The organism is Haemophilus parahaemolyticus, assembly GCF_002015035.1.
GTDB lineage: Bacteria > Pseudomonadota > Gammaproteobacteria > Enterobacterales > Pasteurellaceae > Haemophilus_A > Haemophilus_A parahaemolyticus.
This window is the reverse complement of the sequence record NZ_MUXY01000001.1, coordinates 98,995-119,401: the sequence shown is the minus strand read 5'-3', so window position 1 is coordinate 119,401 and position 20,407 is coordinate 98,995. Positions and strand designations below refer to the sequence as shown.

Annotated in this window: 17 protein-coding genes, 1 pseudogene and 1 riboswitch; of the genes and pseudogenes, 7 read left to right on the top strand and 11 right to left on the bottom strand. The window is 39.5% G+C overall.

The window, feature by feature from the left end:
* Positions 1–22: 22 nt before the first annotated feature.
* The 8 genes and pseudogenes from B0185_RS10070 to B0185_RS00500 form a co-directional block, all read right to left on the bottom strand.
* On the bottom strand, positions 23–181 hold the full coding sequence (locus B0185_RS10070) for a hypothetical protein (RefSeq protein ID WP_005707003.1): 159 nt from the start codon (positions 179–181) through the stop codon (positions 23–25).
* A gap of 238 nt (positions 182–419) precedes the next feature.
* A pseudogene (locus B0185_RS00530) lies at positions 420–970 on the bottom strand (tetratricopeptide repeat protein).
* Positions 971–1,273: 303 nt separating this feature from the next.
* Positions 1,274–1,921, bottom strand: a complete 648-nt coding sequence (gene tenA / locus B0185_RS00525) for a thiaminase II (protein WP_005659923.1) — start codon at positions 1,919–1,921, stop codon at positions 1,274–1,276.
* A gap of 9 nt (positions 1,922–1,930) precedes the next feature.
* A complete protein-coding gene (locus B0185_RS00520) occupies positions 1,931–2,875 on the bottom strand; it encodes an ABC transporter substrate-binding protein (RefSeq protein ID WP_005656350.1) in 945 nt (314 codons plus the stop codon).
* Between the two features lie 21 nt (positions 2,876–2,896).
* Positions 2,897–3,634 (bottom strand): ABC transporter permease, encoded by a 738-nt coding sequence (locus tag B0185_RS00515; RefSeq protein ID WP_005656346.1) that lies wholly within the window; start codon positions 3,632–3,634, stop codon positions 2,897–2,899.
* Positions 3,634–4,353: an ABC transporter ATP-binding protein gene (locus tag B0185_RS00510; protein ID WP_005656344.1), complete on the bottom strand. Its 720-nt coding sequence runs from the start codon at positions 4,351–4,353 to the stop codon at positions 3,634–3,636. The genes B0185_RS00515 and B0185_RS00510 overlap by 1 nt, the downstream gene beginning before the upstream one ends.
* Before the next feature lie 73 nt (positions 4,354–4,426).
* Positions 4,427–4,515: riboswitch (TPP riboswitch) on the bottom strand.
* A gap of 146 nt (positions 4,516–4,661) precedes the next feature.
* Positions 4,662–5,744: a 3-isopropylmalate dehydrogenase gene (gene leuB / locus B0185_RS00505; RefSeq protein ID WP_005707379.1), complete on the bottom strand. Its 1,083-nt coding sequence runs from the start codon at positions 5,742–5,744 to the stop codon at positions 4,662–4,664.
* Between the two features lie 95 nt (positions 5,745–5,839).
* On the bottom strand, positions 5,840–6,583 hold the full coding sequence (locus tag B0185_RS00500) for a YdcF family protein (protein WP_005707365.1): 744 nt from the start codon (positions 6,581–6,583) through the stop codon (positions 5,840–5,842).
* A gap of 141 nt (positions 6,584–6,724) precedes the next feature.
* Between B0185_RS00500 and B0185_RS00495 the strand changes: the two genes are divergently transcribed.
* The 7 genes from B0185_RS00495 to B0185_RS00465 all read left to right on the top strand — a co-directional run bounded on the left by B0185_RS00495 (position 6,725) and on the right by B0185_RS00465 (position 14,413).
* Positions 6,725–7,696 (top strand): polysaccharide pyruvyl transferase family protein, encoded by a 972-nt coding sequence (locus B0185_RS00495; RefSeq protein WP_005707296.1) that lies wholly within the window; start codon positions 6,725–6,727, stop codon positions 7,694–7,696.
* 46 nt (positions 7,697–7,742) lie between these two features.
* Entirely contained in the window at positions 7,743–8,876 is a 1,134-nt protein-coding gene (locus B0185_RS00490) for a lipopolysaccharide biosynthesis protein (protein WP_005707294.1), read from the top strand.
* Between the two features lies 1 nt (position 8,877).
* Positions 8,878–9,648, top strand: coding sequence for a glycosyltransferase family 25 protein (locus B0185_RS00485; protein ID WP_005707334.1), 771 nt, complete (start codon positions 8,878–8,880; stop codon positions 9,646–9,648).
* Entirely contained in the window at positions 9,648–10,850 is a 1,203-nt protein-coding gene (locus tag B0185_RS00480) for a hypothetical protein (protein ID WP_005707321.1), read from the top strand. The genes B0185_RS00485 and B0185_RS00480 overlap by 1 nt, the downstream gene beginning before the upstream one ends.
* Complete coding sequence (locus B0185_RS00475; protein ID WP_005707279.1) at positions 10,843–11,724, top strand: glycosyltransferase family 2 protein; 882 nt, start codon at positions 10,843–10,845, stop codon at positions 11,722–11,724. The genes B0185_RS00480 and B0185_RS00475 overlap by 8 nt, the downstream gene beginning before the upstream one ends.
* Complete coding sequence (locus tag B0185_RS00470; protein ID WP_005707268.1) at positions 11,724–12,524, top strand: glycosyltransferase family 2 protein; 801 nt, start codon at positions 11,724–11,726, stop codon at positions 12,522–12,524. The genes B0185_RS00475 and B0185_RS00470 overlap by 1 nt, the downstream gene beginning before the upstream one ends.
* A 113-nt stretch (positions 12,525–12,637) precedes the next feature.
* A complete protein-coding gene (locus tag B0185_RS00465; protein WP_005707353.1) occupies positions 12,638–14,413 on the top strand; it encodes an AMP-dependent synthetase/ligase in 1,776 nt (591 codons plus the stop codon).
* A gap of 225 nt (positions 14,414–14,638) precedes the next feature.
* Here B0185_RS00465 and thrS read toward each other — a convergent pair whose 3' ends face one another.
* The 3 genes from thrS to rapA all read right to left on the bottom strand — a co-directional run bounded on the left by thrS (position 14,639) and on the right by rapA (position 20,364).
* A complete protein-coding gene (thrS, locus tag B0185_RS00460; RefSeq protein WP_005707277.1) occupies positions 14,639–16,570 on the bottom strand; it encodes a threonine--tRNA ligase in 1,932 nt (643 codons plus the stop codon).
* Between the two features lie 213 nt (positions 16,571–16,783).
* A complete protein-coding gene (gene rluA / locus B0185_RS00455) occupies positions 16,784–17,452 on the bottom strand; it encodes a bifunctional tRNA pseudouridine(32) synthase/23S rRNA pseudouridine(746) synthase RluA (protein WP_005707293.1) in 669 nt (222 codons plus the stop codon).
* A gap of 2 nt (positions 17,453–17,454) precedes the next feature.
* Positions 17,455–20,364 carry an RNA polymerase-associated protein RapA gene (gene rapA / locus B0185_RS00450; protein ID WP_005707320.1) on the bottom strand — a complete coding sequence of 970 codons (2,910 nt, stop codon included), beginning with the start codon at positions 20,362–20,364 and terminating at the stop codon, positions 17,455–17,457.
* Between the last annotated feature and the right edge of the window lie 43 nt (positions 20,365–20,407).

Genomic DNA, 20,407 nt, shown 5'->3' with positions numbered 1-20,407 from the left:
TTTGGGGGCAGATCATGGGCAATTATTTCTCTTGTTCTTTTTCGTTTAACTCTCGATATTTATCACACCCTTCTTGGCTGCGTAAATCGCAGGCATCACCAAAATATGTTTTCGCTTTAGCTTTATCTTTTTCCAACTCGCCTAGCTTGATTAACACTTTCGGATCTTTACTTAATACCAACTCTTCTTTAATTGCTTCAATTTTTTCTTGAAGATCGGGCTGTTTTGGCTAATCAAAAACACACTAAGACAAGGCGAAAATATGCTTGCTAATCCTGGCTGCCAATTATGCTTTGAACCATGATGGGGAACTTGCTAGCAATAAACCCAATAAAAGGCTGGGGCGTCTCCCATTTGAATACGCCCACTTGAAAATAACCCTTGCCCTACATTCCAAAATTCGCATTGTAAAGTTGGCATTAGAGTTCCCCTCTATTTAACTTACCATAATATTCGCAACCTTCTTGATCGCCATTATCACAAGCCTTGCCAAACCATTCTTTGGCTAAAGCTTTATTTCGTTGAACACCTTTTCCCAAAATATATAAGAATCCTAATAGAACTTGAGCATTTGCATTCCCCTGCTCCGCTACTTTGCGATACCATTTCACCGCTTCAAAATAATCTTGTTTGACGCCTTTTCCGTTATCATACATATTGCCCAAATTAAATTGAGCCTTTGCATTCCCCTGCTCCGCCGCTTGACGATACCATTTCACCGCTTCAAAATAATCTTGTTTGATGCCTTGTCCGTTATCATACATATTGCCCAAATTAAATTGAGCATCTGCATCCCCCTGCTCAGCCAAAGGTAACCAAAGTTTAAAGGCAGTTTGATAATCGCCCCTTTTGTAGCTTCAAAACCTTGTTGGAATTGCTGTTCTGGCGTATCCGCCCAAGCGGTGGATTGAAAAGAAAATACAGAAGCACCGAAAAGTGCGGTGGTAAGAAGTGTTTTTGTGAATCGCATAGAAATTGTCCATTTATTAACCAATCATTCATCTCTCTAAACATGTTTATTGTTTAGCAATATGTTTTGTTAGTATCTCTGTAAAGAGATACTAACAGGCAGTATACTGCCTCGCGAAAGGTTAAAAATTGAACTAAAAGAAAGGTAATCAGAAGGAAAAAACAAGCGGTCAGATTATTCTCACGTGTTGCAAATGGTGAGAGAAATTTGACCGCTTGACTAAGGTTCTACTCTGTTATCTTTATTTTGATGAATAACTGCTTTTTTTCGGATCGCTATTTTGCTGATCCTAGCAAAATGTACCTAAGCCAAATCCAACCCCATTTGCCAAAACGCAATTTCCATTCTAGTTGCAGTGGTGAAAATCTGTTGAATCTCGGCAAGTTGGCTTGGGTTTAGTGGTTTGCAAAGTGCGGTAAGAAAATCAACGGTTTCTTGGGCGGCTTGTTGAAATTCCTCACTCGCATAGGTATCAATCCACGTTTGATAAGGGTTGTTCGGTAAGCGAGGATAATGCTGAGTAATGTAACGAGCAACTTGAGCGTAACCCAAAGCACAAGGGGTTACAGCTGCATAAAGCTCAGCCAAACTGCCCGTCATGCCACAATCAAGCAAATAGCGAGTATAAGCAATGCAAGCGGCACTTTCTTGAGTAGCAAAAATCTCTTGCTCACTAATTCCCCACTCACGGCAATAATTTAAATGTAGTTGAATTTCTTGGCAAAGAATCTCTAAGGTTTTACGAGGTGTTTCCATTTCAGCGAAATTTTTTGCCTTGAATACACCTAAGGCAAAGGCTCGGCTGTAATGAAAAAGATAGAGATAATCCTGCTTCAAATAATGCTGAAAACAAGCTTTTGGTAGCGTACCTTTTGCGAGCTGTTGCACAAATTCGTGTTCAATATATTGTTGCCAATAAGGCTGAGCTTGTTGAATGAGTTGTTCAATCATCTTTTTTCCTTATTCAATTTCTACCGCATATTCTTTCAACGCTAAGGCTTTTGGAATTAAGCCTTTTTGTTGCATAAATTCTGCCATTTGTTGATAACGTTTAGCGTCTAATTGGCGAGGTTTATTGGCTAAGAAAGGGAGCGTGTCTTTCCACGCCAGTTGGTTTAATGGCGTGTTGAGTTCGTTCGGTTTATAGCTGACAAAGGCTTGCCACGCTTCATTAGGGTGAGCTTGTAGATAGTCGGTGGCTTGTTCAAGTGCGGTCAAAAATGCCGATGTTTTTTTATCTGTTACGCTGTTTTTATTAGCAACTAAAATCAACTCATCATAAGCAGGCACGCCATATTGTTCAGGGAAGAATGCGATACCTTCTTGCTTTTCTAAAGCAAGCTGATTGAGTTCAAAATTACGAAATGCACCAATCACAGCATCCACTTGTCCAGTTAAAAGAGAGGGCGAAAGCGACCAATTTACATTCACTAATTCCACATCTTTATTGCTTAAACCAATAGAATGAAGCATTGTATCAAGTAATCCATCTTCAAAACCGCTGACAGAATACCCCACTTTTTTACCTTTTAAATCAGCAAGGCTTTTCAAATTGCTCTTTTTTAGTACCACTACGCTATTTAATGGATTTGAAATCAGTGAACCCACCCGCACTAAAGGCAAGCCTTCTGCCACTTGTTGATAAAGCTGAGGCTGATAACTCACGGCTAAATCAACTTTTCCTGCCGCCGCTAATTTCGGCGGTAATGCAGGATCAGCAGGTTCGATAATTTCAACCTCAAGGTTATTTTTCTCAAAAAAGCCTTTTTGTTGAGCCACAATGATGGCTGCATGATCGGGGTTTACATACCAATCTAGCATTACGCTGATTTTCTCTTTTGCAAAGCTAGGAAGCGTGAGCATTAGCCCCATTACAAAGCTGAAATAACGGATGATTGTCTTCATTTTTTCTCCTTTAATGAAAAGTTAAACAGACCAAATAAAACGGTGTAATAGCCAATCAATGCTGAAATATAAACAGAGTGAAATTGACACTAAAATCAGTAAGGCGGCAAACATTAAATCGACTTGCATTCTGGCATTGGCGTGAATCATCAAATACCCCAAGCCTTCAGATGAACCTACCCATTCACCTACCACCGCACCAATCGGGGCGACCGAAACGGCAATTCGCAAGCCCGAAGCAAAAGCAGGCAAAGCCGCAGGTAATCGCACTTTAAGCAATAAACGCAAGGGGGAAATGTTAAAGGTTTTCGCCAAATCGAGCCACGCTTGTGGGGTGTTGCGTAGTCCATCATAACAAGCTGCCGTGACGGGGAAGTAGATAATCAGCACTGACATCACAATTTTGGATGCCATTCCATAGCCAAACCACAACACCAACAACGGCGCAATAGCAAACACGGGAATCGCTTGCGAAATGACCAAAATCGGCAATAACACGGCAGAAATTTGACGAAAAAATGAGAGCAACAACGCCGAAATCAACCCAAATAGAAAGCCTAACAACAGCCCTAAGCAGATTTCTAACAACGTGACTTGCGTATGCTGCCAAAGCAGTTCAGCGTGTGTGAATAACTGCTGCCCGACAGCTTGTGGTGAGGGAAAAATGTAGTGTGGGAAGCTGCCCAAGGTTGCGACCATTTGCCAGATCATCAACAACACGCCAACAATTAAAAGCGGTTTAAGTAGGCGAATTTTCATTATTCGCCCCCTAATTCCCGCAATAATTGTTGCTGCAACGCCCATAAATTGGCTTGATGCAACTCACGCGGGGCGTTACCTTCTGGCAAAATTACCTCCGATAATGCTGTTTGATGAGATTCAGGCGAACGCAACACAAAAATACGCTGACTTAGCCGTAATGCCTCTTGCGGATCGTGGGTCACGAGCAGCACTGATTTATCTTCGAGCAGTTCAAAGGCTAAATCTTGAAGTTGATGGCGACTGATGGCATCAAGAGCGGAAAAAGGCTCATCAAGCAAAATCAAATCCGCCTCTTGCATTAAGGTGCGTGCCAAGGCAACCCGCTGTTTTTGCCCGCCCGAAAGCTGCGAACAAGGCTTGTGCCAATGTGCTGCCATTCCCACTTTTTCAAGCAACATTGTAGCTTTTTCAGTGGTTTTTGCAGATTTTCGCCCAAATAAGACCGCTTGCAACTGCACGTTATCGACAATTGATAGCCACGGATAAAGTGTCTCTTTTTGAGGCAACCACGCAATACGAATTTTCGGTTCAAATAGGATTTTCCCCTGCACCACACCTTGTGTTTCAATGCCCGCTAGTAGTCGCAAAAGTGTCGATTTTCCCACGCCTGAACTGCCCAACAAGCTTACCCATTCGTTTGGCAACAGGGTTAAATTAAGATGCTCAAATAACGTTTGTTCATTAAAGGCAAGACTCAAATCTTGAATACGCACCATCGTTCACCTCAACAATCAAAGAGAACGGGCGAGCAAGACGAAATGATGAAAAATAGGATGAAAAGAGAATGGATTTTTTGACATATTAGTTTCCTACGTCAGTGCTAACTGTTTCAGGTTCACGGGTATCATCTCAGCCTTTCGGCACCCCGACTAAAAATTGTTGGTAAGTTTACGCTTGTTTGGTAGAAAAAACAAGCGGTCAACTTCTTCTCACGTTTTGCAAAATAGTGAGGGAATTTAACCGCTTAGATTCTTAAAGAAGCGTTGACTTTAACAAATCGCGTTTAATGTGATGAATGACAAAACTACGCCAAGATATTCTTCGCAATCACATCACCCATTTCGCTGGTGGAAATTGGGGCAGTGTTGTCTGCTAAATCGCCAGTGCGGTAGCCGTCAGCGAGGGCTTTTTGGATTGCTTGTTCAATCGCATCAGCCGCCTCGTTGAGGTTGAAGCTATAACGCAGCATCATTGCCGCAGAAAGAATTTGTGCGATTGGATTGGCGATGTTTTTGCCTGCGATATCTGGTGCAGAACCGCCAGCTGGCTCATATAAACCGAAACCATCTTCGTTGAGACTGGCAGATGGGAGCATCCCCATTGAGCCTGTAATCATCGCTGCTTCATCGGAAATAATATCACCGAAGATGTTTGAGCAAAGTAAGATGTCGAACGACTCTGGTGCTTTGATAAGCTGCATTGTGGCATTGTCAATATACATATGCTCAAGGGTCACTTCTGGGAACTCTGTTGCCACTTCGTTTACCGTTTCACGCCATAAAATTGAGCTTTGTAACACGTTTGCTTTGTCGATTGAAGTAACGTGTTTTCTGCGTTTCATTGCAGATTCAAATGCCACACGTGCAATGCGTTCAATTTCATATTTGTAATAGACTTCAGTGTCGAATGCTTTGGTTTGTGCACCTTCGCCTTCACGACCTTTTGGCTGACCGAAGTAGATACCGCCTGTTAATTCACGCACGACCACCATATCGAACCCTTTTGCAGCGATGTCTGCACGCAATGGGCAGAATTTTTCTAAGCCTTGATAAAGTGCTGCTGGGCGGAGGTTGCAGAATAGTTTGAAATGTTTGCGAAGTGGTAATAATGAACCACGCTCTGGTTGTTCATCTGGCGGTAAATGTGTCCATTTCGGGCCACCTACTGAACCGAATAAAATAGCGTCCGCTTCTTCACAGCCTTTTAAAGTGTTCTCTGGTAAGGCTTTACCTTGGGCATCAATTGCCGCACCGCCAATGTTGAAGTGGTTGAAATTCAATTTAAAACCAAATTTTTGTTGTGTCGCTTCAAGCACTTTAATCGCTTGTGCCATAATTTCAGGACCAATTCCGTCCCCTGCTAACACTGCAATGTTGTAAGTTTGCATAAAATCCTCTGTTGTTATCAATAAAATAAGGGGTATTCTACCCAAATATGGTTTAATTCAAAAGTGGCTTTCTTTTATTATTTCTCTTTCCAATATTATTTCTCTTTCCAATACCCCAACCACTCTTTAAGCAACTGCATCATATTATCCATTGCGCCCGATTGCGGGACGAAATACATAAAATTGATATATTCCCAAGGCGTTTTGCCATAGCCTACGCCAGCTGGCAGCACCTCAAAACCTTGCTGTTCATAAAGCATTTTTGCTCGTTTCATATGCCAGTTTTGGGTGACTAAAATAATTTTATTGATGCCTTCTTTTTCAAGCATTTGCTTGGTGTAGAGCGCATTTTCTTTGGTGGTTTTTGCTTCACTCTCTTCCCATCTGGTTGGTACATCAAAGAATTGTTGGAACTCTTTGGCAATCACTTTTGCTTCTGAATTACCGTTTGGTGATCTGCCTGTGGCTAAAATCGGCAAGCCTGTTTCGTTGTGTAAAAACGCAGCATAACGCATTCGTTCCAGTTCGTTATTGGTCACCGTAATATTTCCATACAACTCTGTGCTATCGCGCAAACCACCACCAAGCACGACTATCGCTTGTGCTTGGTGGTAATCTTGTAGCGTGAGTTTATTCTCTTCAATCAAAGAATTGCTGAGCATCGTTGCCATAAAAGGCGTGCTGAAAAGATAGAGCATCGCAATGCCAAAAATAGTCAGAAAGCGGCTTATTTTCTTGTAATGCAAGCGGTTTAAAATGAGCGAAAAAATCCAAATCACCGCAATGTTAAAGGGAGGGAGGGCAATTGCGGTTAGAATTTTAGTTAGATAAAAAAACATAGACACCTCAAAAAGATTTTTGCGTATTTTGCGTGAATTATTGCTAAAATGCACCATTATTTTGAGAGTTTTTAGAACGCTTTTGCGTGAGCGTGGTCTTATCCTCGCTCATTTTTTTATTTTACTTTTTGAGAGATTACGATGAATCAAGTGCTTTTGGCATTAAAACAACAATTAAAACAGATTGAAGAAAAAATTATTGATAAAAATGATGTGCTTTATTTTGACTATCCGCTACATCAAAATGTCGGGGATCTATTGATTTACGCAGGCACGGAACAATTTTTCAAGGATTACCAAATCAACATTCGCTTACGTCGCTGTTTGCAAGCTTTTAACTTAGAGGAAGTGCGTAAATTCGTGCATCCAAACACAACAATTTTATGCCACGGTGGCGGTAACTTTGGCGATCTTTATCCAAGCATTCAAAAAATGCGTGAAGATTTGGTGCAAGCTTTTCCAAATAATCGTATTATTTTGTTGCCACAAACAGCACATTTTTCAAATGAAGCTGCGATGAAAAAATCAGCATCTATTTTTTCTCAACATAAAGATTTGCATCTTTTTTCTCGTGATACAAATACTTTTGAGATGATGAAAGCACATTTTTCACCTAATGTCGCATTATCGCCTGATATGGCTCATCAGCTTTATGGCACATTACCACAAAAAGAAGAAACTTCTGGTAAGAATACACTTTATTTCTTACGTAAAGATATTGAAAAGAGCCATATTGAATCGGAAATTCAAGCGACATTACCTGATTTAAATAATGTTAAAGATTGGGATGATCTTTTATTACCTTCTGATATGAAATTTGAATTATGGTGTAGCCGTTTTTCTGTTTTAGCGAATAAATTTAATTTAGGTTTTGTAAAAGATAAAATTAATGATGTGTGGTATCGTCATTCAATGGATGTTATTACCCGTTGTCAAAATATCTTTTTAAACTACGATAATATTATTACAAGTCGTTTACACGGACATATTTTTGCTTGTCTTTTAGGTATCCAAAACGAAGTTTGTGATAATTCTTATGGAAAAAATTCTGGGTATTACAACCAATGGACAAAAGATATTTCTTTTGCAAAATTATATGAACACAAATCGTAATCTAATTCATCTCATTATTGTTACCCTATTAGGTATGGGATTAACAATGGTAAGTACACTGATACTTGCCCGATTATTATCAGTTGATGATCGCGGAGCTCACCAACTCTTTATTACATCTGTATCTTATGCGGTAACTTTTGCAACGGGCGGGGCAGGCTTCTCATTTGCTCTTTCAATGCGAAATCAACAATATTGGGGATGGCGAAAATATTTTATCGCATTCCTATTATTAGCCTTAATTGCCTCTACAATCGCAACAACATTTTTTAATATCACAACATTTCATCTCTTATTTGTTATCAATGTTTTATTAACAGCTATTATTACCATTACGCTAGAAAAAAGTAAAATTGATGAAAGCCTAAAAATTTATCGTGCAATCAATCTTCAGCAACCGATATTTTTAGTGCTTGTTTATGGAACGGCTTATTTATTTGGGGGTGAGCAACCTCTTGAGGTTGTTATTTATCTTTTAACTTTATATAGCATTATTCAATCTATTACTTGCTTATTTTATTTACATAAAATAGAAAGTAAATTCAAAAAGAAAGAAAATATACAACCGATAGAGCGTAAATTTTTCTTAAAAACGTGGATTAAACAGAATTTATATCAAACCTTTGGTGCAACTACTGCAAGTATTGATAAATTTTTAATTGTTGCTCTGCTAGGTCATTATACTTTGGGACTTTATACTGTTTGTATTACATTTGATTCATTAGTTACAAAATTTATTAATATGCTTACTGATTACTATTATTCAGGTTTATTAAATAACTTAAATAGATTAAAAACAGTATTGGCAATTATTGCTTTGATGAGTTTAGGTGCTATTATTCTTGTCCCTCTTTTAGCAGAACCCGTGATTAAGTTCTTTTTTAGTGCTAAATATATAGAGGTTGCACCAGTCCTTATTTTCTTTGTTATCAACTCTATTATTGCAGGCTTATCTTGGCTATTTTCACAAAATATGCTCATTCAAGGAAAACAAGTTCTATTATTTATTAGTCAGATTATTTCCATTGCAGTCTTTGTGAGTTTATTCTACCTATTCAAAGGGCATCAATTATATGGCGTAGCCTATGCCTTGTTAGGGGCAAGTTTTACGAGACTGATCATCTCAACTATTTATTATTTTAAATATCCTATCGAAAAGTATAAAATTCTAGGCAAATAAAATGAAAAAATATTTAATTTCATTAGAGAAAGATGTAAAAAGACGAGAACTATTTTTCGCTCAACCTGACACCTCTGATTTTGAAATCTTTCGTGCTATCAACACAATGGCGTTAGAAGAAACAGAGTTACAGAATAGATTTAACTTTGAGAAATTTAAACAACGCTATCACCGCCTAGTCACTAAGGGGGAAATTGGTTGTACATTAAGCCATTTAGCTGTTTATCAACTGATTACAGAAGATCAAACTATCAATGCTGGCGATTATGTTTTAGTATGTGAAGATGATGCACTCTTCGCTGCAAATTTTCAGCAAAATTTAACCGCTTTATTACAGCAAAATCTACAAGCGGATATTGTTTTAGTTGGACAATCAAAAATCCCTACTTTTAATGATGTAGAACTAAAAATTAACTATCCAAGTACATTTAAATGCTGGCAAAAACGAATTGAAAATACAGGCTACACTTACTCTTATCCTTACAAAAATTATTTTGCAGGCACAGTAGCTTATTTAATTAAAAAATCTGCAGCATTACGTTTTCTTGCAGAGTTAAAAACTCATAAGCCATATTGGTTAGCGGACGATTTTATTCTATTTGGACAAGATTTTAATTTAGATATTTTTGTTATTCGCCCGTTAATGGTTATTGAAAACCCGAATCTTGCGAGTAATTTAGAAGACTTACGTGGTTCATTAAAAAATAATCTATTTAAAAAATTATTAAAACTACCGCTTAAAAAAGCGTTAGCCATTAAGAGAAATTTATAATGAGTGCTTTAGTAAGTCTTTTTTATTTATACGATCCGTGGTTTTTACATTTTATCCGAATGGGGCTAATAACAGGCTCCATCGCACTGCTATTTTTAGCCTATAAATGGTGCAATAAAAGCCAAAAAAGCGTGGTTATTCCTAAAGATAGCCTGATTGCTTGTATCGCATTGCTAATTATTTCTGCGATTCCGCTCATTATTAACGGTACGAAAGAAATAGGCGTATTAAGTATGTATGCCAAATCGTTGTTTGTGTTTATCTTGGGGATGACGATTTATAACCTGTTCTACCAACACGAAAATGGTAAATCGCAACTTATCCGCGACTTAAAAATTGGTATTGGCGTGCAAGCATTTATTGGATTTTTTGCTTTGGTTGGCGTGCCATTTATGATTGATTTTGCGATTAATACAAACTCCTATATGGGCGGTCATTTAGCACGTTTTATTGGTTCAGAGCAGGAATATCGGCTCTATAATTTAACCTCCGCAGCATTTTTCCCGCTTAGCGTATTTTATGTGCTATTACTACATTTTCTGCTTGCTTATCACGCGAAAACTCAAGTACTAAATCCAATCTGGCTCTTCTTGCTTTTATGTATCGGGCTGATTGCGGGGCGATTATTTTTAACCTTTTCATTAGTAAGTTGCTTGCTTTATTTCCGCTGGCGTTATCTACCCGCATTACTTGCATTTGTTGCATTAGTGCTCTATTTGGCTTATTTCCATGCGGAAAATCGCTATGTTGAACACGCACTCGAACCCGTTATTAACCTGATTAACGGCGGAGAACGACTAAGTTCTTCAACCGATACTCTTATGAACAAACATCTTTTTATGCCAACAAATAAACAGCTCTTAATGGGCGATGGCTTATATTATCAACCGAATGGCTGGAGTTATTACGGTGGCTCTGATTCTGGTTTTATTCGCCAAGCTTTATATGGCGGCATTGGTTATATGTTAGCTTGCTTTGCTTTCACCGCTTATTTTGTAAAAAGAGTGGCTGATAACTGGTTCAACGGCAGTTGGTTGTTTATTTTATCAACATTAGGCTTAATGACCATCTGGAACATTAAAGCAGATACTTACGCTTATCCAAGCGTAATGTTTGGCTTGCTGATGTTCCTCTCCCTATTTGGTACAAGCGGTAAAAATTTTATTATTTATTGCAAGAAAAAAGAGGAAGAAAATGTTTAGTATTATTGTCCCTTCCTATAATCGCAACACGGAAGTGCTTGAATTACTTGGGAGTTTAAAGGCCCAAACGGTTTATAATTTTGAAGTGATTATTGTTGATGACTGCTCACTACAAACTGTGGTTATTGAGCCAAACTATCCTTTTGAAGTGAAGGTTTTTCGAAACGAAATAAATCAAGGGGCAGCTGGTAGCCGTAATGTTGGTGCACAACTTGCTTCACAAGAGTGGCTCTTATTTTTAGATGACGATGACCGCTTTGCCAATAATAAATGCGAAGTGATTAGCCAATATATTGAACAACATCCACAAGTAAATTTTATTTACCATTCTGCCAAGTGTGAAATGGTAAATGAAAAATTCCAATATTTTACTAATCCAATTGAGCCAAATAAAATCAATTTAGATAATATTTTATTAGCCAATAAATTGGGCGGAATGCCAATGATGGGGATTAAAAAATCCTTTTTCATCGCCTTGGAAGGATTAAATTCAGAATTAAAATCATTGGAAGATTATGAATTTGCATTAAAAGTAGCAGATAGCCCCAATTTAAAAGCAGGATTTATCAATCAACCTTTGAGTATTTGTTACTTCCATACTAAACGCTCAAGTGTTTCAACCAATACGGAGAACACCGAAAAGGCGATTGAATATATTGAGCATAAATATGTCAAAACAGAAAAGCAAAAACAAAACTTTGCCATTAACTCACTTTATATTCTCTCTTATATTTATGCGATGAATTTATCTCGCAAGGCGGCAAATTATTATTTTAAAATTTTTAAACGTAGCCATAATATAAAGCATTTTGCTATTGCAATTATTAGCTTTATTTCGCCTAAATTAGCAATCAATATGAAAAGGTTTTTCTAATGGAATTTTCAGTATTAATGTCTCTTTATATTAAAGAGAATCCACAATATCTTAAAGAATGTTTTGAAAGTTTAAAAAATCAAACCCTACCCGCAACCGAAATAGTCGTATTATTTGATGGTGCTGTAACAACTGAATTAGAGGCAATTGTGACCGAATATGAGGCGATTTTGCCAATAAAAGCGGTGAAATTCCCTCAGAATCGTGGTTTAGGTAAAACACTTAATGATGGCTTAAATTATTGTCGCCACGAATGGGTTTTCCGTATGGATACCGACGATATTTGCGTGCCAGAACGTTTTGAAAAACAAGCAAAATTTATTCAACAGCATCCAGATGTCATTATGCTCGGGGGGCAAATTGCTGAATTTGGTGAAAATATCAATGACATTGTGGCTTATCGTAACGTGCCCACCTCGCAGGAGGAGATTGTGCGTTTTACCCGCTTACGTTGCCCGTTCAACCATATGACCGTGGCTTATAAAAAATCGAAAGTGCTTGAATGTGGTGGTTATCAAGGTTTGCAAGAAGATTACACGCTTTGGATTAAAATGCTGGCAACAGGCTTAAATGTAGCAAATTTATCAGATATTTTAGTTTATGCTCGCGTGGGAAATGGAATGGTAGGTCGCCGTCGTGGTTGGAAACAGTTCCAATACGAATGGGAGCTTTATAGACTCAAAAACCAAGTCAAAATCCAAAGTCCCATTTCAGGGATTGCAATCTTCTTTATGCGTGCAATTCCAAGAATTTTGCCGTTAAGTTTGCTTCAGAGAGTTTATAAACTCCTAAGAAAATAATCTAATACCTTTTCTATTTTTCAGCTTACAGTTGTTCTCTTTTTCTGGATTTCCAGTTTCAAATCCAGTATATTAGCGAACAATTGTTAGCTGAAATATTAAGGTATTATTAGATGTCTGCTTTAGATTTTCATTTTGTTAACCGTCTTCGTTTTCAAGCAAAAAATTTCGCAAATTGCACCGCTTTACGTTTCCAAGAACAAGGAAAATGGTGCAATATGGAATGGTCAACCTTTCAACAAGAGATTGATAACATCTCGCTTGCTTTAATTGCTCAAGGTATTGAAATTCAAGATAAAATTGGCATTTTTGCTCACAATATGCCACGCTGGAGCATTGCCGATTTTGGGGCAATGCAAGCACGTGTTGTGACCGTGCCAATTTACGCCACCAACACGCCTCCCCAAGTTGAATATATTATCAACGATGCTGATATTAGAATTCTCTTTGTGGGCGAACAAGCTCAAATGGATTGTGCTATTCAAATAGCGAACAACTGTACACAATTAATCAAAATTGTGGCAATGAAATCAAGTATCAATCTTCATAATCATCCTCTCGCTTGCCATTGGGAAAACTTCATTCAAGTTGACAAAAATATGATCGTACTTGAAGCTCGTCTTGCATCGAAACGTTTGGATGATCTCTTTACGCTGATTTATACCTCTGGTACAACGGGCGATCCAAAAGGTGTGATGTTGGATTATGCAAATTTGGCTCATCAGCTTCAATCGCATGATCAGGCTCTCAATATTAGCGAGCAAGATATTTCACTCTCATTTTTACCGCTTTCACATATTTTCGAACGTGCTTGGGTTGCCTATATTTTCCATCGTGGGACAACTAACTGCTATTTAGAAAATACCGACCAAATTCGTCAAGCACTGGTTGAAACCAAACCTACGGTGATGTGTGCTGTACCTCGATTCTATGAAAAAATTTATGCTGCAGTGTTAGATAAGGTTGAAAAAGCACCATTTATCCGCAGAACGCTTTTCCATTGGGCGATACAAGCGGGCGAAAAACATTATCAATCTGCCAAACCTTCTCGCTGGTTAAAATGGCAACATAAATGGGCAGACAAACTTGTGCTTTCAAAACTACGTGCCTTATTAGGTGGACAAGTACGAATGATGCCTTGTGGCGGAGCGAAATTAGAACCTACCATCGGTAAGTTTTTCCATAGCTTAGGCGTAAATGTCAAATTAGGCTATGGAATGACTGAAACCACCGCAACCGTTTCTTGCTGGGAAGATCACGGTTTCAACCCTAATTCCATTGGTAAATTAATGCCAAATACGGAAGTGAAAATTGGCGAAAACAACGAAATTTTAGTCCGTGGCGGAATGGTAATGCGAGGCTATTATAAAAAGCCTGAAGAAACCGCTAATGCCTTTACTGAAGATGGTTTCTTAAAAACAGGCGATGCGGGCGAGATAGATGAGCACGGCAATTTGCACATTACCGACCGTATTAAAGAGTTAATGAAAACTTCAAATGGCAAATATATCGCACCACAATATATCGAAGGAAAAATTGGCAAAGATAAATTTATTGAGCAAATTGCGATTATTGCTGATGCGAAAAAATATGTTTCAGCCTTGATTGTGCCATGCTTTGATAGCCTTGAAGAGTATGCGAAGCAGTTGAATATTAAATATCAGGATAGATTAGAGCTGATTAAACACGCTGAGATTATCCAAATGTTCGAAAAACGCTTACATGAAATACAAAAAGAGCTGGCAAGTTTTGAGCAAGTAAAGAAATTTACTCTGTTGCCTCAAGCCTTTACCCAAGCAATGGAAGAAATTACTCCAACGCTAAAATTACGCCGTAAGGTGATTATGCAGCGTTATCGAGAGCAGATTGAGAAAATGTATGTTGCATAAAAATTGGTATAGTAGACACCATTGTTAGTAAAAAGTAAAAAAAATGACATTTACCGTCGTTTGTATACTTGATTTATAAAACATGAGGATTTTTAAATAAAAACAGTTGCTGATGTTTTGAACAATAAACATCAGCAACTGTTTGTCTATATGATATAGTTTTCAACTATTTTGTCAACTATGCCTTTTTATGGATGACTAGTTATATCTAAATATAACTTCTGGCTATTCTTCGCTTAACAATTTAAGCTCACGGCCACGAACTTGGTTTTTCAAGATTTCAGCAAATTCTTCTACTTTGAATGTACCTAAATCTGCCCCTTTACGGGTACGTACAGCAATTTTTCCTTCAGCGATTTCTTTATCACCACACACGAGCATATATGGTACGCGGCGTAAGGTGTGTTCACGGATTTTGAAACCCACTTTTTCGTTACGCAGGTCTGCTTTCACGCGTAGGCCTGCATCTGAAAGGGTTTTCACTACTTGTTGAACGTAGTCCGCTTGGCTGTCAGTAATGTTCATCACCACTGCTTGCGTTGGAGCTAACCAGGCTGGGAAGAAACCAGCATATTCTTCAGTAATGATACCGATGAAACGTTCGATTGAGCCTAAAATTGCACGGTGGATCATTACAGGCGTGCGACGACTATTGTCTTCCGCCACATAAGAAGCATCTAAACGACCTGGAAGAGCAAAGTCTAATTGCACCGTACCACATTGCCATTCACGACCTAAGCAGTCACGCAAGGCGAACTCAATTTTCGGTCCATAGAATGCACCTTCACCTTCTTGAATTTCATATTCTAAACCGTTGTGGGCAAGTGCTGCGGCTAAACCTGCTTCAGCACGATCCCACATTTCATCTGAACCGATGCGGTTTTCAGGGCGAGTAGAGAGTTTTACAGCAATGTTGGTAAAGCCGAAAGTGCTGTAAATGTCGTAAACCATACGAATACAGCTGGTTACTTCAGATTCGATTTGATCTTCGGTACAGAAAATGTGGGCATCATCCTGGGTGAAGCCACGCACACGCATCAAGCCGTGTAAAGAACCTGATGGCTCGTTACGGTGGCAAGAACCAAATTCTGCCATACGAATTGGTAAGTCGCGGTAAGATTTCAAACCTTGGTTGAAGATTTGAACGTGACCAGGGCAGTTCATTGGTTTAATCGCATATTCACGGTTTTCAGATTGCGTTGTGAACATTAAATCAGCGTAATTTTGCCAGTGACCTGTTCTTTCCCACAATACACGATCCATCATAAACGGACCTTTTACCTCTTGGTAATCGTACTCTTTTAATTTGGTACGTACGAAGGTTTCAAGTTCACGGAAAATTGTCCAACCGTCATTATGCCAGAATACCATACCAGGTGCTTCTTCTTGCATATGGTATAAGTCTAACGCTTTACCGATTTTACGGTGGTCACGTTTTGCTGCTTCTTCTAAGCGTTGTAAATATTCGGCTAATTGTTTTTTATCAGCCCAAGCTGTGCCGTAAATACGTTGCAGCATTTTATTTTTGCTGTCGCCACGCCAGTAAGCCCCCGCCACTTTTTGAAGTTTGAAGTGGTGGCAGAAACGCATATTTGGCACATGCGGACCACGGCACATATCAATATATTCTTGGTGATGATATAACGCAGGCGTTGCTGTGCGTTCGATGTTCTCATCTAAAATTGCCATTTTGTATGGCTCGCGACGTTGCTCGAAGGTGTCGCGTGCTTCTTGCCAGCTCACACGTTTTTTCACTACATCATAGTTGGTTTTTGCCAACTCAAGCATACGTTTTTCAATCGCATCAATATCTTCTTGGGTTAAAGAGCGATCTAAATCCACGTCGTAATAGAAGCCGTTTTCAATCGTTGGACCGATTGCCATTTTCACATCTGGAAATAATTGTTTGATGGCGTGACCTAACAAGTGAGCACAAGAGTGGCGGATAATTTCTAAACCGTCTTCATCTTTTGCAGTAATGATTTCTAATGTTGCATCTTGATCGATAATATCGCACGCATCACGGCGTTCACCGTTTACACGACCCGCGATAGTCGCTTTGGCAAGACCCGTACCGATAGATTGAGCAACCTCTAAAACAGAAATAGGATTGTCAAATTGGCGTTGTGAGCCATCTGGTAAAGTAATAATTGGCATTTTTTTATCCTTACAGTGGTAACCCATACGACAGGCTACTTGTTAAATTTGAAAAAATTTCGAAAGAAAAAACCGCTTGCAAGCGGTCAATTTATTAGTCTGATTTGCAATGCGCATTATTTCCCGTACTAATGGGGAATAAGAGCGAGGGTATTTTAGCATAAAGATGACAAAAAATAATCTTTCCTATTTAAGCTATTTTTATCATATAAATCAAAATTCAGCCTCTGCCATAAACGTCAGTCTCTCTCCCGTTATTGGGTGAGTAATCGTTAAACTCTCAGCGTGCAAGCAAAGTCTTGGAGCAAGGCTTTTGGCTAATGGGTTGGCATAGAACTTATCGCCTAGAATAGGATGTCCTAATGCCAAAGAATGCACTCTCAACTGGTGAGAACGCCCTGTAATAGGAGTGAGTTTTACTCTTGTGGTATTGTTTGGCAAATGAGCTAACACCTCATATTGGGTTATCGCTTTTTTACCTCGCTCGTAACAGATTTTTTGACGTGGGCGATTTTCCCAGTCGCAAATCAACGGGAAATTCATCTCGCCTGTATCACCCACTTTCTCGCCCAATTTTCCCCATAACAACGCAATATAGTGCTTTTTCGGCTCACGTTCGCGAAATTGACGTTTCAGTTCTTTTTCTGCTGATTTACTTAATGCAAATAATAAAATACCGCTTGTCGCCATATCCAAACGGTGAGCGGGTTCAGTAAAGCCATATTTTTTCTGTACGCGAGTCATCGCACTGTCAAAATATTCAGGGCGATTACCAGGAACAGAAAGCAACCCGCTTGGTTTGTTAATCACTAAAATATGATTATCGCGGTAAACCTCATCTAAAAAGGGCTCAAGCGGTGGATGATATTCAATAAGTGCCATAATTATTCCTGATTACTCACAATCACTCGTAAACTATCCAATCGCCAATTTGCCAGTTCAAGATGTGCAAGTGTTTCATTCAATTGCTGTTCAAGAGCTTGGATCTCATCATCACGGATATTCTTATTCACCGATTTCAACGCCTCCAAGCGGTGTAATTCGGCTTGTAATTTACTATTCGCCTCTACTTTCGCTTGAGCAATAATGCCTGGTGCTTGTTCCATCACTTTTTGCTCGCTCAGCTTAATCAATTTTTCAATATTACGACGTGCCATTTTCACAATTTGGTTTGCCATTTGACGGTTGACAGGCTTAAGCTGTTTTTCTAAACCATTAAACGACACTTGTACTGCCAAGTTATTACCCTTCACATCCAACAACACACGAATTGGTGTTGGCGGTAAGAAACGCGTAAGATTCAAGCCTTTTGGTGCCTGCGTTTCCACCACAAAAATAGTTTCGAGCAACAAGGTGCCCGCTGGCAAATTTTTATTAATCAACAACGATACCGCTGATTTACCAATATCGCCAGAGGTAATCAAATCAATACCGTTACGGATCATCGGATGATCCCACGTTAAGAATTCAAGCTCTTCACGCATTAACGCTAATTGACGATTAAAAGTTACCGTATTCCCCTCTTCCGAAAGTCCAGGAAAATCAGGTACCAGCATATGCCCTGTTGGGCGGATTACAATACTCTGCTCGCCTAAATCCTCTTGTTCCACACCAATCACATCAAACAAATTCAAGGCAAAATTTACCAATTGTGGCTGATTATCTTGCTTACCAATTTCCTCGGCTAACTGTTGGGCTTGTTCACCACCATTGGAATTAAGTTCCAGCAATCGATCGCGTCCACGCTCTAGTTCAGCTTTCAAGGCTTTTTGGCGTTTATTGGTTTTTGCAATTAATTCTGCAAATCCGTCCGCTTGTGAGTTGAGGAAATAGCCCCCTAAGGCTTCACCAAATTCACGGTAAAGTGCCGTGCCCATCGGACAAGTTTCTTCAAAAGCATTCAAACCTTGGTGATACCAATCAGCAAGTACCGATTGTGCAGAATTTTCGAAACAAGGCACATGAATTTTGATGTCATTTTTCTGACCGATTCGGTCTAAACGCCCGATACTTTGTTCCAATAAGTCAGGGTTATCTGGCAAACCAAATAGCACTAAATTGCTAGCAAATTGGAAGTTTCGCCCTTCCGAGCCAATGCTAGAACTAATAAGCACCTGTGCCCCCTCTTCTTGTTGTGCAAAGTAAGCAGAGGCTTTATCACGTTCCACAATCGACATTTTCTCGTGGAATACCGCTGAGCGAATTGCCTCTTTTTCACGTAAAATTTGCTCAAGTGCAATTGCCGTTTCTGCATGTTTACAAATCACTAAGATTTTCTCATCGCGGTGATTTTTCAGGAAAGTGATCAACCATTCCACACGCGGGTCAAACTCTGTCCAACGTGCATTTGGATTGAAACGTTGGAACAAACTCTCTGGGTAAAGACGATCGCTCATCTGTAACGCCCCCATTGTGCCCATCACTTTTAACGCATTCGCATATTGGTTCGGTAATTCAAGGCTAATTTGATAATATTCTCGACGAGGGAAGCCTTTCACGCCTTGGCGTGTATTACGGAACAATACGCGGCTTGTGCCGTGACGGTCAATCAACTCTTTAATGAGTTCTTGGCGAACTTGCAAGCGATCAGATTCTGCCGATTTTTTGCTATTGATAATCTTAAACATCGGCTCGGTGTCTTCTTCGCTCAATAATTCTGTAATAGCATTCTGCTCCGTATCGCTTAACAGCTTGTCATTCAATAAAGTCGCCACTGCGTCTGCCACAGGTTGATACGCATTTTGTTCTTGTTCAAAGGCAGAATAATCATAAAAACGATCGGAATCTAACAAAGCGAGGCGAGCAAAATGACTCTCTTGCCCAAGCTGTTCAGGCGTCGCTGTAAGCAGTAAGACAGACGGAATCTGTTTTGCCAGTTTTTCCACCAATTGATAGGCAACCGAAGGTGCATCTTCTGACCACTCAAGGTGATGTGCCTCATCGACAATCAACATATCCCACTCGCATTCCAACACTTGTTTGGCTCGATTTGGCATAGCTTCTAGCCAATCGATGGAAGCAATCACCATCGATTCACTCTCAAATGGATTTTCGCTTGCATCGTTGCCATCTTCGTCCGCTTTGTCGAAATCCGCACAACGCTCTTCATCAAACAGCGAAAAACGCAAGTTGAAACGACGAAGCATTTCCACCAGCCACTGATGTTGCAAGCTTTCAGGCACAAGCACTAACACACGTTCAGCACGTCCTGCAAAAATTTGTTGTTGTAAAATCATCCCTGCTTCGATGGTTTTCCCTAAACCTACTTCATCAGCAAGTAATACACGTGGCGAGAGACGTTGCCCCACTTCTTTGGCAATATGCAATTGATGCGGAATCAGACTGGCACGAATGCCTCGCAAACCGCGCAACGGAGATTGGAACTGTGCTTGTTGATGCTGCAAAGCTCGATAGCGGAGCGAAAAACGATCTGAACGGTCAATCTGTGCCGAAAATAAACGGTCTTGCGGGCGGCTAAAACTAACTTTGTGATCAAGCAACATTTCAGGCAAAACGCTTTCTTCTTGGTTATCCGTTCGTTTGCCTAAATAAAACGCCACACCTTGATTATCCATCACTTGTGTCACCTGCATTTTCCAACCTTCTTGAGCGGTAATCACATCCCCCACTTGGAACTGAACGCGGGTAAGCGGTGCATTTGAAACCGCATAAATTCGCTCATCTTCCGCAGCAGGGAATTGAATAGTCACCGTGCGGTTATCTACATTTGAAACTAAACCTAAACCTAAATTATTTTCGGATTCGCTAATCCATCTTTGCCCAACGACAAACATTTTCGCCTCTTTTTTTCTGTATTCATTAAGGCAATATTTTAGC